Source organism: Veillonellales bacterium (assembly GCA_039680175.1).
Taxonomy (GTDB): domain Bacteria; phylum Bacillota; class Negativicutes; order JAAYSF01; family JAAYSF01; genus JBDKTO01.
This window is the reverse complement of the sequence record JBDKTO010000056.1, coordinates 1-18,549: the sequence shown is the minus strand read 5'-3', so window position 1 is coordinate 18,549 and position 18,549 is coordinate 1. Positions and strand designations below refer to the sequence as shown.

The following is an 18,549-nucleotide window of genomic DNA, read 5'->3' as shown; positions in this document are numbered from 1 at the left end:
CACACTTTGCGGCCATCCTGCTGCATATATTACTACAACAGGTTGGAAGGGAGAGATAAAAATGGAAGAGGAACGATTGTGGGCCGGACAATGCTGGAATCAGCATACCGGACCTCAGGCTATTACGGTGCATCAGGTGTTAGGAAATGTGACAACGCAAAAATCCATGGATATTCATATTGTTGTGCCGAAGCGGAAACCTGCCATTGAGCAAATCATTGATGTATTTATAAAACAGCTGCGGATTATCAGTGTGGATGTTATACCCAATAAAGTGATTGTTCGCGGAGATTTTGAGGTGAAAGGGATTTATGTGGCCTGCCGGCCCCAGCAGACGGTGCACGCAGCCGAAGTACGGCATATACGGTTTACCGCTTATGCCCATATTCCGGGAGCACGCCCGGGTATGGAGGCGGATGCGGGGGTTGAAGTGGAATTTGTCGACTATGATTGTGATGAACGTACCCGGGCTCACTGGTATAAAAATTATGACGATTGCTGGGATGACAGTGAGTACTGTCATAACGATGATGACTGGGAAGACGAATGCGGCTGTCTTAAACCGTCAAAGCCGGAGTGCAAGCCGGAGTGCAAGCCGGAGTGCAAACCGGAGTGCAAGCCGAAATGCAAGCCGAAACCCTGCTGCAAAAAACCTAAAAAGTGCAACCGCGAGTTTGATGTTTCAGTTGTGCTGCGGGTTACGGCGAAAGTGTTCAGCGATCGGGATATTGTCTGGTATTCCGGCAAGCCGGCGGTACCGATAAAACCAAAAGGATAACTGAATGGAGAAAAAGTACGTACCGCTTGCAGCCTTCGTCCTAAAGGCAATAGTTTCCCGGACAAGTGAGGTCTGTTTCTGGCAGGCTAACAGGCATTGGAGTATAATAGAGAATAAGAACAGATTTTAAACGAGGTGGTTACTATGTATTTTATGTCATCCGGCGAGGCTAATACGGAACAGACGGTTGAACTGGCGCTGAAAGAAGCCAGGGAAAGGGGAATAACGGATATTGTTGCAGCTTCCGGCAGCGGTAAAACGGCCGGTTTATTGGCGGGAAAGGCGAAAAATATTGTCTGTGTTACGCATGCCAATGGTTATGCAGTGCCCGGTGCCAGCGATATGCCGGAAAAAGTGCGGCAGGAGCTTGCCGGACAGGGAGTAAGGCTGCTGACGACTACCCATGTGCTTTCCGGAGCGGAACGGGGAATCAGCCGTAAATTCGGCGGCGCTTATCCGGTTGAAATTATGGCCCACAGCTTGAGAATGTTCGGTCAGGGAGTTAAAGTCTGTGTTGAAATTGCGGTAATGGCTCTGGATGCCGGACTCGTTCCTTACGGAAAAGATATTATCGCCATCGGCGGCACCGGCCATGGCGCCGATACGGCCGTAATCATTAGGCCGGCCCATGCCGGCAATATATTGGATACTTTTATTGCCGAGATTATCTGCAAGCCGGTTTGCCGATAAGGAAAACAAACACAGATGAAATATGAACAGGTAATCAGCGGCAAATTTATCAAACGGGACAACCGGTTTATCGCCCGGGTATGGGTGGATGGCAGGGAAGAGGTTGTTCATGTGAAAAACACCGGGCGCTGCAAAGAACTGCTGCTGCCCGGTGTCACTGTTATTTTGGCGAAAGCGGTGAATCCAAACCGCAGAACGGCCTATTCTTTAATTGCCGTATATAAAGGGAAAAAACTGATTAACATGGACTCTCAGGTGCCCAACCAGGTTGTGGCGGAAGCGCTGCAGCAGGGAAAGATTGCCGAAGTGGGACAAGTAGATCGGATTCGGCGGGAAGTGACTTATGGAAATTCCCGGTTTGATATTTATTTTGAGTCAGTCGGTCAAAAAGGATTTATTGAAGTAAAAGGGGTTACGCTGGAGCAGGACGGGACAGTATTGTTCCCGGATGCCCCTACCGTCCGGGGCACTAAACATATCTACGAGATGGTTCATGCCGTCGGTCAGGGATACGCAGGCTGCATCTTTTTTTTAGTGCAGATGAATCAGGTCAGCCACTTTACGCCAAACCGGAAAATGGACGCAGATTTTGCCGAGGCGTTATCAATTGCCGCCGAGAAGGGCGTCAGGATTCTGGTTTATGACTCGGTAGTGCGGGAAGATGAGATTTTTTTGGGCAATCCAGTTTCTTTTGTGTTATGAGCAACGTAAAAAGAAAAGGAGCCCGCTGGGGGAATGAGTCTCAGCGGACTTCTTTATAAAAGATGTATAAGAGCTATGAGCTATGAGCTATAAGCTATAAGCAAAGCTTCTTCCACTCCCGGTTCCGCGAGATACTTTTCCACGCTGTCGATTCGGGGCAGCTCTAAGAAATCTTCCACACTGGATTTTTTTATCGTTGCTTTTACGAAGAAATATTCATTCGGGGTATCCTTAGCGGGAATAGCCGCCGTATATTCGTTGTAAATAGATCCCGACATAGACTCCAGGATATTCAGCGGCTTGCCTACATAGGCTTCCAGTTGGGGACTGCCGATTTTGTCCAGCAGGTTGGTGACTGAGGCGGTAAGACTTTGGCGTTGCTGCCGATACTGCTGCAGCATGGTTTGTATTGATTTATCGGCGCTGAGAAGGGAACGCATTTTTTCCTTTGTGATGACGGCGGACGGCAGTTTCTGCTTAGCCAAAGCGGTCAAAGCGGGAGTGAGCCGGGTATCCCGCCGAATGATTTGACTGCAGAGATTGTAGACAGACTGAGCTGCTTCCCGAGATTTTTTCTGAATAACCGGGAAGCATTCGGTACAGTAGCCTTCCTGTTGATAGACAAGGGGGATGCCTTGGGCAATGTCGGGAAACGGCAACCCGTATTTGCTGTACAATTGCTGCTGCTGAATCAGCCGGGTTTTGTCGAGATACAGTTCGCCGCGATTTTCATAGGCTGTGGCAATGATTTTGCCGCAATGCAGGCAGCGACTTTCTTTACCGGGGATGACTGCCGGGATAAAAGCGGGACTTTTGGGTACGGTAAAATGGTAGGAGGGAACTTCCCCAAAGACGTAATTATAGAATTGTTCCAATATTTCGCTGGTTGATACTAGCTGTGCTTGATTTTTCATCGTACGCTCCTCAATCCGTTATCACTTTCATGTACTTATTATTCTGCCCGGATTGATTAAACTCCTGCCAATGATTTGCCGACAGCAGCAGGAAGGTTCCTCTTTTTCCCATAAGGATTTTTATCTGTTGTGTCGAAAGTATGCAGTACCGGATTTTTGTCGGTTCGGGTAAGGAGAAAAAAAGATGCTGTTAGCGGAAAAATTATTGAAATGGTATAGAAAATGCGGCCGGAAACTGCCCTGGCGCGGTGAAACGGATCCTTATAAAATCTGGGTATCGGAGATTATGCTGCAGCAAACCCGGGTCGAAATGGTTAAGCCTTATTATGAACGGTGGATGAAGCGGTTTCCTACGTTGCCGGAACTGGCCCGGGCGGAGGAAGAGGAAGTCATTCGCTTCTGGCAGGGGCTGGGTTATTATTCCAGGGCGCGGAACCTTCTGCAAGGAGTCCGCGAGGTTCAGGCGGCTTATGGTGGACAGGTACCTGCCAACCGGTCGGAAATAATGGGACTTTCCGGGATTGGAGAGTATACCGCCGGTGCGGTATTAAGTATTGCTTACGGTCAGGCGGAGCCGGCGATTGACGGTAATGTGCTGCGGGTGTTCAGCCGGGTGTACGGCATTTGGGAAGACGTAACCTTGCCGGCGGGGAAGCGGCTTATTCGGCAGCTGGTAGAACGGGAAATGCCGGCTGACTGTCCGGGAAATTTTAATCAGGCGCTGATGGATCTGGGGGCAGCGGTTTGTATTCCGCGGGTTCCCCGCTGCCAGGACTGCCCGTTAGCGGAAATGTGTGTTGCTCAGCTTCAAAATTTGCAGCAGCGATTGCCGGTAAAAAAGAAAAAAGCGCCGCCCCGGATTGTTTTTATTGTCGCCGGCGTTATCTGCTGTGGGGACCGGTTTTTGCTGCGGCGGCGGCCGGACAAGGGATTATTGGCCGGAATGTGGGAATTTCCAGCCGTAGAAGTCAGCCGGGCGGAAGACGGAGCGCAAAAACTCCCAATTACCATTGATACCAATTTGAATCAGAAGATTACTGTAGGCAAGTTGTTGTTTCAACTGAGCCATACCTTCAGCCACCGGCAATGGGAGATGTCCTTTTATCGCTGCCGGCTGGAACAGGAAAGCCCTCTGCCGGATACGGTGCCGGCCGGATGGTTTACCAGGAAGGATTGGCCGCAGCTGTCGTTTGCCGGGCCGCACCGCAAAGCTGCCCGCTGGCTGCTGACCGGAAATGAGCAGCTGGAAATATTCGCTCAAAAGAAGGGCTGACGGAGAAATACAGCAAAGATGAGTTGACACCCTGCCGCCGTTATTTTATACTTTTATCAAATACAACTTTATAGCGTAGAAGATAGAGGTGCGGTTTATTAAGAGTACGTGTTCGGAGAATGCCGGCGATGAGGGACACGGAAAGGAATAACTGCCGAAGTGAATGTTTTTTTGGCGAAAAACATTGGCTGGTTTTGTGTTTAACAAATACAAAACTGTCATCCGAAACTCCGTTTGGGTGGAGCGCTATCGTGCACGGCTAAGTAAAAAATTTTAGCGGTTCGCGGGAGGGTAACTCGTGAACTGCTTTCTTGTTTGCGCACGGCGGACATTGGCGGAGTGCAAATATTATAATTTGGGAGGTTACAAGCATGGCGGACAAAACATTGCCTTTTACACAAGCGAAGCTGGCGGAAATTATTCAGCAGTATCCAACACCTTTTCATATTTATGATGAGAAAGCAATCCGCAAAAACATACGAAATTTAATTGCCGCTTTTTCCTGGGCACCGGACTTCAAAGAGTATTATGCGGTAAAGGCGGCTCCCAATCCTTATCTCCTCCGGATTTTACGGGAAGAAGGAGCCGGCGGCGACTGCAGTTCACTGGCAGAATTAATTTTGTGTGAACGAAGCGGCATTCGGGGTGAAAACATTATGCTTACTTCTAATGACACTCCGGCTGTTGAATTCCAAAAGGCCAGAGAATTAGGAGCGATTATCAACCTGGATGATATCAGCCATATTGATTATCTGGAAAAACATGCCGGCATCCCGGCGCTCATCTGCTTCCGTTACAATCCCGGTCCGCTGCGGAAAAGCGGCAATACGATCATCGGCTATCCGGAAGAAGCTAAGTACGGTTTAACCCGGGAGCAGATTTTTGCTGCTTATCAAATCATGAAAGACAAAGGGGTTAAGCGCTTTGGCCTGCACACGATGGTGATTTCCAATGAACTTAATCCGGAAGGCTTGATCGAAACTGCCAATATGATGTTTGATTTGGCGGTTGAACTGAAGCAAAGACTGGGAATTTCTTTGGAATTTGTCAATTTCGGCGGCGGCATCGGCATTCCTTACAAGCCGGAACAGGAACCGGTGGATTTGGCCGCATTGGGACAGGCAATTCATCATTTATATAACGAAAAGATCGTTGCCAACGGACTGCATCCCTTACAGATCGTCATGGAATGCGGCCGGATGATTACCGGACCTTTCGGTTATTTGGTCGCCACAGTACTGCATAAGAAGGAAACCTATAAAAACTATGTCGGGCTGGATGCATGCATGGCTCATTTAATGCGGCCGGCGCTTTATGGCGCGTACCACCATATTACGGTAGTTGGTAAAGAAAATCAGCCGCTTGATCATACTTATGATGTAACCGGCTCATTGTGCGAAAATAATGATAAGTTTGCTATTGACCGCAAGCTTCCTGCTATTGATATCGGCGATATCCTGGTCATCCATGACGCCGGTGCTCACGGCCATGCCATGGGATTCAACTATAACGGGAAATTGCGTTCGGCGGAGCTGCTGCTGCGGCCGGACGGCAGCGTACAAAAGATCCGCCGGGCGGAAACGCTGGATGACTATTTTGCCACTTTGGATTTTGACAGTTTTAAATTGAATTTGGCGGCTGCTTCGACAACAGGACAATAATAGCGGCAGCGGTTCACAGCCGGACTGATCGGCGAAAGGAAGCTTTTTATGTTGTTCGACACTCATATGCACACTAAGTTTTCAACTGACTCCCAAATGCGGCTGGAAGAGGCTGTGGCTAAGGCCCGGGAATTGAATCTGGGAATTACCGTTACGGAGCATATGGACTTAGCGTATCCGGAGCCCCAGGCTTTTTTGCTTGATATAGAGGGGTATTTCCGGGAATACGAAAAATATCGCAGTGACGAATTGCTGCTGGGAATCGAAATCGGCATGCGGACGGATTGCCGGGAGGATAACCGGCAGATTGCGGCAGGACATGCTTTTGATTATGTAATCGGCTCCATTCATGTGATTGACAATGTCGATATCTATTGCGAGAGTTTTTATCGTTCCCGCAGCAAGGAAGAAGTGTACGGTCAGTATTTTAACGCGATGATCGATTGCTTAGAGACATATGAATTTATCGATTGTCTGGGACATATTGATTATATTGCCCGCTACGGCAGGTATGATGATCCGGAGATCTACTATGATCAATTTAAAGATTCTATTGACCGGATATTGGGTATCCTGGCGGGACAGGGCAAGGCGCTGGAAATCAACACCCGCCGCTTGGACAGCCGGGAGCGGATTGAAAATATCCTGCCCGTATACCGGCGGTTTCATGATCTGGGCGGCCGGCTGGTGACTGTCGGATCGGATGCGCATAAGCCTAAGGATATTGGCAAGGGGATGAAGCTTGCATTACAGCTTGCCGGTGAGTGCGGACTGAAAGCGGTTCGGTTCAAAGATCGCAAACCGGAGTATCTATGACGGCTGTTGGCAATAATGGGGGGAAAGCAGGCAGGATATGTTTAAAATTGTGAATCGGTGCATTCTGTTGCTTACAATTGTTTTGTGGCTGGCAGGCGGAGCTTTGCCGGTACACGCTTCGGCAAAAATGGAACCGGTAAAGCTGGGTATTGATAATATTGATTCGTATCTCTGCCTGTTTCAGGGGAAGCGGGTCGGACTGATTACTAATCAAACCGGTGTTGACAGCCGGCTGCAAAGTACGGTGGATATTTTACGGGAAAAGACCAACCTAGTGGCTTTATTTTCACCGGAACACGGCATTCGGGGTACTGCTGCTGCCGGCTCGACGGTGGCTTCAGGTGTGGATGAACAAACCGGGATAAAAGTCTACAGCCTTTATGGTGATACGAAGAAACCAACGCCGGAGATGCTGGCCGATGTTGATATTCTTTGCTTTGATATTCAGGACATTGGCGCCCGTTCTTATACGTATATGTATACGATGGCGTATGCTATGGAAAGCTGCCGGGAACAGCATAAAACCTTTGTCGTGTTTGACCGGCCCAATCCGGTTGGCGGCAGGGAGGTAGAGGGACCCGTATTAAAACCGGGGTTCGAATCCTTTATCGGCTTGTACCCGATACCGGTGCGCCACGGACTGACCATTGGCGAATTGGCGCTGTTGTTCAATAAAGAGTTTCATATTGACTGCGACCTGGCGGTTGTAAAAATGACAGGCTGGCACCGGGATATGTATTGGCAGGATACGGGATTGCCCTGGGTGATGACTTCGCCTAACATTCCCACACCGGATACGGCTTTGGTGTTCAGCGGCACAGGGCTGTTTGGCGATACCAATGTTTCCGAGGGGGTCGGAACTACCCGGCCTTTTGAATTGGTTGGAGCCTTCTGGCTGGATCCCTTTGAATTGGCGAAACGGATGAACGATATGCATTTGCCTGGCGTGTACTTCCGGCCCACTTATTTCACCCCTCGCTTCGGGGAGCATGCCGGTGAAGTCTGCGGCGGGGTTCAGCTGCATGTTATCAATCGTACTGCTTTTAAGCCGGTAGTGACTGCGGTGAATTTGCTGGTTGTTATTCAGGAATTGGGCGGGGAGCATTTTGTTTATTCCAATCCCCGCGGCTTTGATTTGGCAATGGGTGAAAGTGAGCTGCGGGAAAATCCGGCAGCTGCAGCCGATCAAGTCAGCCGCTGGGAGCAGGAGGCTAAGGAATTCAAAAAACTATCGGCAAATTACCTTCTGTATCAGTAACAAAAGTAAAAACGCTCGCAAGAGCGTTTTTTTTACTTTTGAGTGGATATGTGTAATATAATGGTTGACAAGGTCAGTTTCCGAATATCCGGGCTAACAAATTTACTAAATAAGAGGGCGACCGGCTGCTGCAGTAGGTAGTGTAACGTTGGCAGCGCCTGACTTGAAGATTTTTGCTAGTCGTCGAATACCTTCAATTAACTGCTCGTTTTTATGCGTTACAAAACAAAGCCGGATTTGACGACTTTTAGGATTGTTAAGATAGAATGCCTCACCGGGTACGAAAGTAACGCCCGCAGCAGCGGAACGCCGAAGAAGTTCGGCTGGGGATGCAGGGGGATGAACGGTACACCAAAGATAAAAACCGCCTTCAGGCACTCCGAAATCCAAATGATTGCTGCAGTATTGTCGAATTGCTCCCGCAAGAGTGTCGCGACGTTTTTTATATTCTCTTCGTACAACAGTCAGATGATTCGCTAAATAGTGTTGTTCTAGACAACTATGAAGAATTATTTGGGAAAGATTATTACTGTGGAGATCGACGTACTGCTTTTCCTGGGCCAATCGATTAATGACTTGGGGCGCGGCAGTTACCCAACCGGTTCTCAGACCGGGGAAAAGTATCTTAGAAAATGTACTCAAATAAATTACTCCGCCATAAGTGTCAAGACTTTTGAGGGAAAGCGGGGGCTGACGATCATAATACAGCTGACTATATGGGTCATCTTCCACAACGGTTAGGTGATAGCGAGCCGCTAAACGGATGATCTCTTGACGATGGCGAAGCGGCATGACTTGACCCGTAGGATTTTGATATGTAGGGATTGTATAAAAGAATTTAGGACGATAACGGATCAGATAGTCTTCAAATATCTCCAGATCAAGGCTGCTAGACTCGGGAAGGGTTAAAATACGGGCCCCAGCGGCCTCTAGCATTTGAATTGCCCCAAGATAGGTAGGCGATTCCACTATAACATAATCCCGCGGTTCGATAAAGACTTTCACAATAAGATAAAGTCCTTGCTGTGAACCGGAAACGATTAGAATATTATCAGGAGAGGCGTGTATTCCCTGAGCAGTCTGCCAGGCTGACAAGGAACGCCTGAGCGGCGGATAACCTTCAATTGGTATGTAGCCGTAATCTTCTGCTTCTAGGCAGTGATTCTCTTTAAGGGCTTTTTCAATAATGCTGAGATCATAAAGTGTCGGATCAGGCATGCCTGCAGCAAAAGAAATAGTTTCATCCGCTATCGGGGCAGCGACTAATGAGCGAAGTAAATACGATAACGGCGATTTATACTGGGGTTTAAACAACTGTTCCCATGGCATACCGCTGGTTGGTTGATCAGCACTGGCTAAATCTGCTACATAAGTTCCGCTGCCGATTCTTGTTGATACTAGTCCTCTTTCTTCTAATAATCGATAAGCGTTAATTATCGTTGTCCGGCTTACAGCCAACAGACTGGCAAGATCGCGTTCAGGCAGTAGTTTGCTGCCGGCCGGCAGTGTACACTCATTGATTTTAGCTGCTAAGCTATTAGCAATTTGCAAATACATAGGTGCTGACGATTTTGGATCAATCCGAATACCATTTAAAATTTTGGTAATATCCATTTATCTATTTCTCCCTAATATATAACAATTGGTATTGTTTTGTTATTATATTGGATATTTACAGACTCATTCCTGCCGACTATTATAAATAATAATTAATCAATATTGGCTTGAGCGAGCTTGCTGGGGGGAGAAAAATGAAAGTTAAAGAATTGGTTGAAGGACTGAAGGATACACTTCCGATTATGGTGGGAGTATTTCCATTTGGTCTTGCTTATGGTATTGTCGCTCAATCGATAGGCCTTACTCCGGGAGAAACTTTATTGATGTCGGTGCTGGTTTTTGCTGGGGCAGCCCAATTTATCAGCCTTCCTATGTTTGCGGAAGGGGCTGGGGTGGCAATGATTGCTTTAACCGTTTTACTCGTAAATCTTCGCCATCTGCTCATGGGGATATCGCTTGCTCCGTATATGAGTGAATTATCTTTGCCTCATAAAGCTCTGCTCTCATTTGGTATGGCTGATGAAACTTATGCGGTTACGATTAGCCGCACCCAGGCAATTGGCTATAGTGCTGCGTATCAATTAGGAAGCAATATGGCCGGCTATGTTACGTGGGTTCTGTCTACCGCGGGGGGAGTTCTTCTCGGCAGCCGCATTAATGATCCACTCTCTTGGGGACTTGATTTTGCCATGCCGGCAACCTTTTTAGCCTTATTAGTTCCTCGTCTTATTGACAAATTTAACATATTGGTATGTTTGATTGCAGCGGGGGTTAGTGTAATAGCGGCTGTTATTATCCCTGGAAATTGGTATATCATTATCGCATGTTTAACCGCTGTTGCAGCCGGCGGAATGATGGAGGGTGCAAGCAATGATGAGAACTGAGGTTATTATAACCATTGTGGCTATGGCGGTTGCTACTTTCTTTACGCGGTTTACCAGCCCTGCGATTTTAGGTGATACGGGCATCTCAACGAAGCTAAAACGGTTTTTGAAGTACGTACCAACCGCGATACTTACTGCTTTAATTGCTCCTGCACTGTTCGCTCCACACGGGTATATTGATTTTTCAATGGGGAATAGCTATCTTATTGCCGGTGCAATAGCAGCGCTTTTGGCCTATTTTCGTCAACCCCCCCTGATTACTATGGGAGGAGGAATGGCCGCTATGCTGGCAATACGCAGCCTTGGAATTTGATTTGTTTTGAACCAAAATGGTATTTGCAAAAATCTGTATCCGTGCGGTTCAATAGTCGAAATCCACAATCATGGGTTGGCGAAAAGCTATACCATACGACATCGATTCCTAATTTAAATTGGTGTATACTGATAGTAAGGGGATTTTGAGATTATTTCAAGGATAGGAGAAATGTTATGAAGAAATTCGGTGATATGAAAGCCCGTTTTTCCGGTATTCATGATCTGATGAAATTCAGGGTTACAGAAATACTGCTGATATCAACCGCATACGATGCGTATGTTCTGGAAGAAGATGGACGGTTAGCCGAACAGATTTACCATCATTTCAACGACTTGAGTATTCCTTTTATCCCCAGGATTCATTGGGTAGCCACCGGAGCAGATGCTTGGGAAGAGCTGGAAATGGGAACCATCCATCTGATTATTACTATGTCCCGTATAAGCGATATGAGTTCATTTGAGTTTGAAACAAAAATACATGAAGCGTACCCCAACATCCCGATTGTTATGCTTTCTTATGATCGGATGACTCCGGAAATGATTGCCCGGATCCGGGGAACTTCTTGTATAGACCGGGTGTTCCATTGGTCGGGGGATACTAAGGTTTTGGTAGCGATTATTAAATATATAGAGGACAAGCAGAATGTTGAAGCAGACAGTAAATTGGGAGTTCAGGCTATCCTGCTGGTGGATGATTCGCCGGCATATTACTCGCAAATATTGCCTGCTATTTATACGGAAATCTTGAAACAGACCCGGTGCCTGGTGCTGCATGCCATGAATATCAAGCATGGGTTGCTTAGAGTTCGCCTTAGACCGAAGATCCTGCTCGCGGAAACCTACGAAGAAGCCATGGCGATTATCGGCAAGTACCGCTATAATTTGCTGGGGGTAATTTCTGATGTGAGGTTTCCCAAGGATGGATCCCTAAATCCACAGGCCGGTTTTGAACTCAGTAAAATAGTGCGGGAGATAAGCCCTGACCTGCTGTTTTTATTACAGTCCGAGGAATTGGAAAATGCCGAAAAGGCCAAAGCACTGCATTTGGATTTTCTCAACAAAAACTCTCCCAGCCTGCTGCATAATTTGCGCAAGTACATTCTGGAAAACTACGGCTTCGGCTCTTTTGTATTTAAGTATCCTGATGGCAGAGTTATTGATGAAGCAACGGATGTCACAAGTCTGGAAAGAATAATCCGTGATTTACCGGATGAGAGCCTTTACTATCATGCGACTAAAAATCATTTTTCCCGTTGGTTTCGTGCCAGAGCCGAAGTTGAAGTGGCGGACAGGCTGAGATTTGTGGATACAGAACGAAGGGCCAGTGCTGCTGATATCCGGGATATTCGCGACTATATTCTAAAAGTGCTGAATGACTATTTTCGAAAATATCAATTTGGCTCGGTGCTTGATTTTGAGGGCCTTGCCAAAAAAGATATGGAGAATGCGTTTATTAAACTGGGGACAGGGTCCCTGGGGGGGAAGGCCAGAGGAATTGCCTTTATGAACGGCATGATTACCAAAGCTCAGCTGGCAGATAATTACGAGGATATGAAAGTCAAGGTACCACGCTCATTTGTCATTGGCAGTGACGTATTTGAAAAATTTATGGAAGAGAATCAGTTGGATGCCTTTCTTGCCGCGAACCCAACAGAAGCGGCGATTGCACAAAAATTTACCGAAAGCCCTTTACCGGCCGCCACGCAGCAAAGCCTGTGTGTGTTGACCCAATATATAAAATGTCCCCTTGCCGTTCGTTCATCAAGCATTCTGGAGGATTCGCGGGTACTGCCCTTTGCCGGAATCTATAATACATATGTAGTTCCAAATTGTCATGACGACCTTGCAATTCGGGTTAAACAGCTTGAGGATGCGGTTAAGCTGGTTTACGCTTCGGTATTTTACGCGGCTCCGGTGCAATATGCCAAGAATGCCGATATCTGGATTGAGGAAGAGAAAATGGCCGTTTTGATCCAGGAACTGGTGGGAGAACGCTATGGTGATCATTATTATCCGGTTATTTCCGGCGTGGCTCAGTCCTACAACTTTTATCCCTATGACCCGCTGAAGCCGGAGGACGGAACAGTAAGCTTGGCTTTGGGATTAGGGAAGGCCATTGTTGAAGGGGAGCGGGTATACCGTTTTTCCCCGGTTTATCCAAAGCTCAACCCGCTTGTTTCAGGTCCTAAGGAATATCTGGAAAAATCGCAGCATGCGTTTTATGCGATAAATTTAAAAGATTCTGCCGACATTACGCTGCGGGCCGACGAAGACTATATTTACAAGAAGCTACCGATTTCCCAGGCACAGAAAGATCAGTCATTGGAGTATATTGGCAGCACCTATTCTGCCGAAAATGACTGTATTTATGACAACGTAAATCAGCCGGGGCCAAAACTGGTGACGTTTGCGCCCATTCTCAAGTATAACAGGCTGCCGCTGCGGCAGATTGTTAAAGACTTGCTGCGGTTGGGAAAACAATCCTTTGGCACTGATGTTGAAATTGAATTTGCTGTCAATATTCCTAAGGATAATAACAAACCGAAAGAGTTTAATTTTCTGCAGATCAGACCGATGGTGGTTGGCCGGGAAGTTTTTGAGGTTAGTATGGATGAGCCGGAGGAATCCTGGTGTTTCAGCCGGCGTACTATTGGCAACGGAATCTATCAAAATATTCACGATGTTATTTTTGTCGATCCGGAGGCCTTTAATCTTGCGGACAGCGTTCAAATTGCGGCTGAGATTGCCGAACTGAATCAGGTACTGCTTAAGGAAGGACGCCGGTGCATTCTTGTCGGATTTGGCAGAATGGGAACAGCGGATCGATGGTTAGGAATTCCTTTGAGATGGGAGCAAATGTCACAGGCGCTGATCATTGTGGAAGTTGATCTTAAGAATCTTCGGCCAGAACCTTCGCTGGGCAGCCACTTTTTTCATAATTTGACGTCTACCCATATGGGATATTTTCATATCCAATATGATAATCAAGCTGCCGGGATGCTTGATTGGGAGTGGCTGCGCAGCCAGCCTGTTCTGCAGCAAACGAAATATGTCAAACTGATTAGGCGGCAGGAGCCATTTAAGGCTAAACTTGACGGTAGAAATTTCAAAGGGATTATCTACAAATAGAATAAATAGACAATAATAAATACGGCAAATTAAAAATTCAAAAAAATTAAATTTTTTTTGAATTTTTTTGTACTTTTTAAAACTACAAAAATATTTTTGAAAAATACACAAAGAAAAATGCCTGGCAAATTCTAAAAAAAAGTTTTGTTTGTTTTTATTTAAATTAAATTTGTGTGCTAAAAAAATACATAGTCCGCCAGGAACGGATTAGGCGGGAAATAAGAGCGAAAATTCCGTTAAATTAGCGCATACAAAATACATAAAAGGATGTATAATGTAAGTAACGTAGATTAACAATACATGGAGGGGGATTGGAACATGACTACAAATGCTAAAAAGTATTGTGATGAACTTTATCGCCGAGTTGTTGAACGAAATGCCAATGAGCCTGAATTTCATCAAACAGTCCGGGAAGTGCTTAGTTCGCTGGTGCCTGTTCTTGAAAAAAATCCCGAGTATATTGAAATGGGAATCGTTGAGAAGATGGTGGAACCGGAGCGGCAGTTTATATTCCGTGTACCCTGGATGGACGATACGGGCAGAGTAAGAGTGAACCGTGGCTTCAGGGTTCAGTTCAACAGTGCGATTGGACCCTACAAAGGAGGTCTCCGGTTCCACCCGTCGGTCAATATCAGCATTATCAAATTCCTTGGCTTTGAACAGACTTTCAAGAATTCACTGACCAGCTTGCCAATGGGCGGCGCCAAAGGCGGTTCTGATTTTGATCCTAAAGGCAAATCAGACGCGGAGGTTATGCGGTTCTGTCAGAGCTTTATGACGGAGCTATACCGATATGTCGGTCCGAATACCGATGTGCCGGCAGGCGACGTCGGTGTCGGCGGCAGGGAGATTGGCTATCTGTTTGGACAATATAAGAGAATAAAAGGCAATTATGAAAATGGCGTTTTAACCGGCAAGGGTCTTTCTTTTGGCGGCAGCCTGGCCCGGCCGGAAGCCACGGGCTTCGGCATCGCTTATTTCTGTCAGGAAATGTTGAAATCCAAGGGCACATCTTTTGACGGTAAAAAGGTTGCGGTGTCCGGCTTCGGCAATGTTACTTGGGGGACGGTAATAAAGGTTACCGAATTGGGCGGCAAAGTTGTTACCCTTTCAGGTCCTGACGGATATGTATACGATCCTGACGGAGTCAGCGGTGAAAAAATTGAATATCTGCTGGAAATGAGAGCGTCCTGCCGTGATCGGGTGAAAGATTATGCCGAGAAATACGGCGTCAAATTCTATCCGGGAGAAAAGCCCTGGAATGTTAAAGTTGATGTGATTATTCCCTGTGCTACGCAAAATGAAATTCTGCTTGACGATGCCAAAAAGATTGTGGCGAATGGAGTGAAATTTGTTTGCGAAGGAGCAAATATGCCCTCCACTAACGAAGCAATTGCCTATCTGCAGGAGAACGGCGTATACCTTGGACCGTCAAAAGCTGCCAATGCCGGCGGCGTGTCCGTTTCGGGCCTTGAAATGGCTCAAAACAGCATGCGGATAGCCTGGTCCTTTGAAGAAGTGGATGCAAAGCTGAAAACAATTATGCTCAATATTTATAAAAATGCCAGCCAAGCGGCTGAAGAGTATGGCTGTAAGGATAATTTGGTTGTTGGCGCCAATATCGCTGGGTTTATTAAAGTCGCTGAAGCAATGAAAGCCCAGGGGTTGGTATAAAGCAGGTAAATAGGAAGGAAATCTAGAGCAAGACAGAGCTTGCGGCGTAACGGCTGCAGGCTCTGTTTTTTATTTTGGCAAAAGTATATATGGCGATGATGATTCCTTCGTTTTTTTGGTAATTTGTTTTCAGACTGGCTTCTTGAAGGCTTTAAGTGAATTTATTTCCTGGAATTAACATAATGCAGCAGGGATTTGCTTAAGCTATCACTAATTACTGTTATGAGGACTTTATTTGGAGGAAGATAGGGATGGAATTATGGTTTACTGAATTTCAGACAAAAGATTTAGGCTTGACGGCCAGAATTAGGAAAACATTGTTTACCGGTCAGTCCCAGTTTCAGGAAGTAGCGGTGGTTGATTCCTGTCAATTTGGCCGCATGCTGGTATTGGACGGGGTTTTTCAGGCGGCAATTTTTGATGAATATATTTATCATGAAATGATTGCTCATGTGCCTTTGTTTACTCATCCACATCCGCAAAAAGTACTGGTTATCGGCGGCGGCGACGGGGGAACGGTACGGGAGGTGGTCAAGCATTCTGCTGTCGAGCAGGTACAAATGGTGGAAATCGACGGTATGGTCGTTGAAGTTTCAAAGAAGTTTTTACCGGAAATCAGTTCGGCATTAATCGCCGATCATCCCAAACTGCGCTTGAAAATCGGTGATGGGATTCAGCATATGAAGGAAGCGGAAAATGAATATGATGTTATCATTGTTGACTGCTCCGATCCCATTGGGCCCGGCGAAGGGTTATTTACCCATGATTTTTACCGGAATGTCTATAAAGCGTTAAAGGCCGATGGATTATTCGTACAGCAAACAGAGTCGCCATTTTACCATCAGCCGCTGATTAAACGGCTGTATCAGGATATCGACGCTTTATTTCCGGTGACCCGGTTGTACCTGGCGAATATTCCTTTGTATCCGGGAGGACTGCACTGTTTTACCATGGGATCGAAAAAATATGATCCCCTTCAGGTTTCTCCCGATATTAAACCGGATCTGGGAGCACGTTACTATAATCAGGCGATCCATAAAAGCTGTTTTGCCCTGCCTAATTTTGTGCAGCAGCTTTTGAAATAGGAGCATCATTCGACCAAGCTTGCTTTATAGCAAAAAAAGATTGTCTCATTCAGAGACAATCTTTTTTTGCTGCCGGTTCACTGAATAAATAAATTTAAAAAAATATTCACAATAAGAAGGAATATAAGAAATTATATGGAAATATAAAATTGTTCAGATAATTAAACTGTTTAAGAAAGAATGTAAAAGAGGTGAGTATAAAAAGACGTTGTGGCTTGTTTTAGCAAAAAAAGCAGGGCTGATTTCCATAATAAATTAACTAAGTTAACTAATATAAAAATTGCGCTAATTTATGATATTGGATCAAAGGATGATGAGAATGACGAAAAAACCTGGTAATAGTAAATATGTAAAGAAATTCAACCGAATGACAGTTTTAAATGTGATTAAGGATTATGAACCGGTATCTCGTCATCAATTGTCGGAGCAAACAGGCCTTACTCCCCCGGCTATTACCGGAATTGTTCGCGAGCTAATTGATTTAGGTTTTGTAAAAGAAGTTGGTTTAGGTACATCAAAAGGCGGACGCAGACCGATAAAACTTAAATTTAATTGCAAAGCAGGCAATGTAATCGGTATTGAAGTTACTAGCAGAGAGGCTGTTTTGTCGGTAGCGGATCTAAAAAATATTCCTACCGCTATTCAGGCGATAGGAGTGAACATGAGTGAACCAGAGCTGGGGGTACAGCATCTGGTGTCGGCTGTCCGGAATTTAATGGATAAAAAGCACCATGATAAGAAATTCCTGGGAATTGGATTGGCGTTTCCCGGTTTATTAAATGTGAAAGAGGGAATGGTTAGACGGTCAATTAACTTAGGTCCGCAATGGAACGGTTTTCCTGTCAAGCAAGCGCTGGAAACAGAATTGAATTTACCGGTCTTTATCGAAAACAATTCCAATGCATCCGTGCTGGCGGAACGATGGTTCGGGGCCGGAGTCAGCTGTAAGGATTTAGTGTACATCAACCTTGGCGAGGGCATAAGTGCCGGTATTATTATAGCTGATCAAATTTTGCAAGGCTATCAGGGATATGCCGGTGAGATTGGACATATTGTTGTAGTGGAGGACGGGGCATTATGCAATTGCGGCAACCGGGGATGTTTGGAAGCGATCTGCGGGATACCGGCTGTTGTCGGTAAAGCGAAATCGGAGCTGCCGCTCATAGATCAGGAAGATCCGCTGAAGAAAATTTGGCAAGACAAGGGCGAGATTACGATTGATGATATATTAAAATCAGCAGCCCGGGGAATCGGCTATGCAGCAGACTTGATCGATCAGGTGGGACGGAATGTGGGGCTGGTCACTGCGAATCTCATCAATGTGTATAATCCGGAAGTTGTATTTTTAGGTGGGAAAATGGCCGTAGATACCGCTGAGTTTATGAATAGAATCCGGGAAACGGTAAATACCCATGCTTTTCCGGAGGTAGCGGCGGCAACGAAAATCAGGGTTTCTGCCTTAGGCAGAAATTCCGCATCCATCGGGGCTTGTGCCCTGGCGCTGAAGGGATTGTTTCAATCGTCAAATTCAATGCTGCTGGAGGATGCGGATGTGCTGACCGGCGATGCAGCGGCTAAGTCTTAGACCGGCGTGGAAGGGATAAAATTCGATTTAGAAAGGATGGTTTTATGACAGCAGACAGCAAGCAATCCCCCAACGGTATCATGGATTGGGTGGCTAAGGGTGTGGAATTTGTAATGGTTGTTTTGACGGTGATGATGGTTGTTCTGGTCACCTATCAGGTGTTTGAACGCTATGTTCTGCACTATACGCCGCCCTGGTCGGAAGAGCTTTCGGTATACCTGATGATCT

The 18,549-nt window shown here is 46.3% G+C and carries 16 protein-coding genes and 1 riboswitch; of the genes, 14 read left to right on the top strand and 2 right to left on the bottom strand.

Annotated features, from left to right (window positions below; all coding sequences use genetic code 11):
• Positions 1–61 precede the first annotated feature (61 nt).
• From ABFC84_09035 to sfsA, 3 genes are all read left to right on the top strand, one after another.
• The gene (locus ABFC84_09035; protein MEN6412888.1) at positions 62–778 is read left to right on the top strand and encodes a DUF3794 domain-containing protein; all 717 of its coding nucleotides are present in this window, start codon (positions 62–64) and stop codon (positions 776–778) included.
• Positions 779–922: 144 nt separating this feature from the next.
• Entirely contained in the window at positions 923–1,468 is a 546-nt protein-coding gene (locus ABFC84_09030; GenBank protein ID MEN6412887.1) for a pyruvate kinase alpha/beta domain-containing protein, read from the top strand.
• 15 nt (positions 1,469–1,483) lie between these two features.
• Entirely contained in the window at positions 1,484–2,170 is a 687-nt protein-coding gene (gene sfsA, locus ABFC84_09025) for a DNA/RNA nuclease SfsA (GenBank protein MEN6412886.1), read from the top strand.
• Positions 2,171–2,250: 80 nt separating this feature from the next.
• Here the strand turns inward: sfsA and ABFC84_09020 are convergent, their stop codons facing one another.
• Positions 2,251–3,084, bottom strand: coding sequence for a hypothetical protein (locus tag ABFC84_09020; GenBank protein MEN6412885.1), 834 nt, complete (start codon positions 3,082–3,084; stop codon positions 2,251–2,253).
• Between the two features lie 184 nt (positions 3,085–3,268).
• Here ABFC84_09020 and mutY point away from each other — a divergent pair, with 184 nt between their 5' ends.
• The 4 genes from mutY (at position 3,269) to ABFC84_09000 (ending at position 8,092) form a co-directional block, all read left to right on the top strand.
• Positions 3,269–4,357: an A/G-specific adenine glycosylase gene (gene mutY / locus ABFC84_09015; GenBank protein MEN6412884.1), complete on the top strand. Its 1,089-nt coding sequence runs from the start codon at positions 3,269–3,271 to the stop codon at positions 4,355–4,357.
• 75 nt (positions 4,358–4,432) lie between these two features.
• A riboswitch (Lysine riboswitch) is annotated at positions 4,433–4,614 on the top strand.
• A gap of 114 nt (positions 4,615–4,728) precedes the next feature.
• Positions 4,729–6,018 carry a diaminopimelate decarboxylase gene (gene lysA / locus ABFC84_09010; protein MEN6412883.1) on the top strand — a complete coding sequence of 430 codons (1,290 nt, stop codon included), beginning with the start codon at positions 4,729–4,731 and terminating at the stop codon, positions 6,016–6,018.
• A 48-nt stretch (positions 6,019–6,066) separates the two neighbouring features.
• The gene (locus tag ABFC84_09005; protein ID MEN6412882.1) at positions 6,067–6,834 is read left to right on the top strand and encodes a histidinol phosphate phosphatase; all 768 of its coding nucleotides are present in this window, start codon (positions 6,067–6,069) and stop codon (positions 6,832–6,834) included.
• Positions 6,835–6,871: 37 nt separating this feature from the next.
• Entirely contained in the window at positions 6,872–8,092 is a 1,221-nt protein-coding gene (locus tag ABFC84_09000; protein ID MEN6412881.1) for a DUF1343 domain-containing protein, read from the top strand.
• Between the two features lie 105 nt (positions 8,093–8,197).
• Here the strand turns inward: ABFC84_09000 and ABFC84_08995 are convergent, their stop codons facing one another.
• Entirely contained in the window at positions 8,198–9,706 is a 1,509-nt protein-coding gene (locus tag ABFC84_08995; GenBank protein ID MEN6412880.1) for a PLP-dependent aminotransferase family protein, read from the bottom strand.
• Positions 9,707–9,843: 137 nt separating this feature from the next.
• Here ABFC84_08995 and ABFC84_08990 point away from each other — a divergent pair, with 137 nt between their 5' ends.
• The 7 genes from ABFC84_08990 to ABFC84_08960 all read left to right on the top strand — a co-directional run.
• Positions 9,844–10,533 carry an AzlC family ABC transporter permease gene (locus ABFC84_08990; protein MEN6412879.1) on the top strand — a complete coding sequence of 230 codons (690 nt, stop codon included), beginning with the start codon at positions 9,844–9,846 and terminating at the stop codon, positions 10,531–10,533.
• Positions 10,520–10,846, top strand: a complete 327-nt coding sequence (locus ABFC84_08985; GenBank protein MEN6412878.1) for an AzlD domain-containing protein — start codon at positions 10,520–10,522, stop codon at positions 10,844–10,846. The genes ABFC84_08990 and ABFC84_08985 overlap by 14 nt, the downstream gene beginning before the upstream one ends.
• Before the next feature lie 176 nt (positions 10,847–11,022).
• The gene (locus tag ABFC84_08980) at positions 11,023–13,977 is read left to right on the top strand and encodes a PEP/pyruvate-binding domain-containing protein (protein MEN6412877.1); all 2,955 of its coding nucleotides are present in this window, start codon (positions 11,023–11,025) and stop codon (positions 13,975–13,977) included.
• Between the two features lie 318 nt (positions 13,978–14,295).
• Positions 14,296–15,651: an NADP-specific glutamate dehydrogenase gene (gene gdhA / locus ABFC84_08975; GenBank protein MEN6412876.1), complete on the top strand. Its 1,356-nt coding sequence runs from the start codon at positions 14,296–14,298 to the stop codon at positions 15,649–15,651.
• A gap of 251 nt (positions 15,652–15,902) precedes the next feature.
• Positions 15,903–16,736 (top strand): polyamine aminopropyltransferase, encoded by an 834-nt coding sequence (gene speE / locus ABFC84_08970; protein ID MEN6412875.1) that lies wholly within the window; start codon positions 15,903–15,905, stop codon positions 16,734–16,736.
• A 319-nt stretch (positions 16,737–17,055) separates the two neighbouring features.
• Positions 17,056–18,321, top strand: a complete 1,266-nt coding sequence (locus ABFC84_08965) for an ROK family transcriptional regulator (protein MEN6412874.1) — start codon at positions 17,056–17,058, stop codon at positions 18,319–18,321.
• A gap of 44 nt (positions 18,322–18,365) precedes the next feature.
• Positions 18,366–18,549: TRAP transporter small permease subunit (locus tag ABFC84_08960; GenBank protein MEN6412873.1), on the top strand; the 184-nt coding region annotated here is incomplete at its 3' end.